This window comes from Synechococcus sp. H55.10 (genome assembly GCF_047502715.1).
Classification (GTDB): domain Bacteria; phylum Cyanobacteriota; class Cyanobacteriia; order Thermostichales; family Thermostichaceae; genus Thermostichus.
In genome coordinates, this window is the sequence record NZ_JANSJJ010000086.1 from 1 (window position 1) to 924 (window position 924).

The following is a 924-nucleotide window of genomic DNA, read 5'->3' on the forward strand; positions in this document are numbered from 1 at the left end:
TTTACGGGAGGAGCAGAGCTGCCATCGCAACAGCTATGAAACCGTTATCCGTATGCAACCACTTGTCCAAAGTTTGCCACAACGAAAAGATGAACTGCAAGCAGCTCAGTTAGCCCTAGAACAGATCCAGCAAGCCAAGCAGGAAAAACAAGCCCAAATTGATCGCTGGGAGAAAACAGAGGGATCCCAAGATTACCTGCAAGCCCAAATTGCAAAAGCTGCTGAAACCTTGAAGTCCCTGGGGGATCCCAGAAGCCGGGCCGAGCGGCTGAAAGCAGAGCTCAAGCTGGAAAGACAGTACCTGCAAACGCAGGCAGGGTACCTACAGCAAATCCAGGATTTGGAGGCAGCACTCCGTCCCCTTGAGGAAGCGCTGATGCAAACTGAGCACTTGGATCGAGAGCTGGGATCCCTGCAAGAACAGCGCGAACACTACCGAGCGGATCACGAGCAATATCTCCGTCTGGAGCCTATTGCCAAACTGCTCCCCCAACGAGAACAAAAGCTCAGTGAACTGAAGGCGCAACAGCAAGCATTGCAAACCCAACTGTCCCGATTACGGGCAGAGCGGGATCCTTTGGCTTCCCTCTATCAGCCTCAGGAGCACCAACGTCTGCACTCCCTTTTGCAGGCCACCGAAATTCAAAAGGCCGAGGCCCAAGCTCGCCTGGAAAGCCTTGCCCCTCAACTGCAGAAAATCCAGGAAAGATTACAGCAACTGGAGCGGGTGAGAGAAACCTTAAAACAAGTTGAGACGCAACGCATCGAGAAAGAGCGGCTGCATCGCTTCATTAAGTTTAGCCGAGATACCTACAAAAAGGCCGGCCCCCAAATTACCCAATACTATCTACAGCAGATCAACAACATTGTCGATCACCTCTTCCGGGAAATCCTCAACCGCCCCAATGTTGCCCTCACCTGGGA

1 pseudogene is annotated in these 924 nt (G+C 52.5%); it reads left to right on the forward strand.

Annotated elements, in window-relative coordinates:
* Window positions 1-52 precede the first annotated feature (52 nt).
* A pseudogene (locus tag NW858_RS06900) lies at window positions 53-924 on the forward strand (recombinase RecF); the annotation flags it as partial.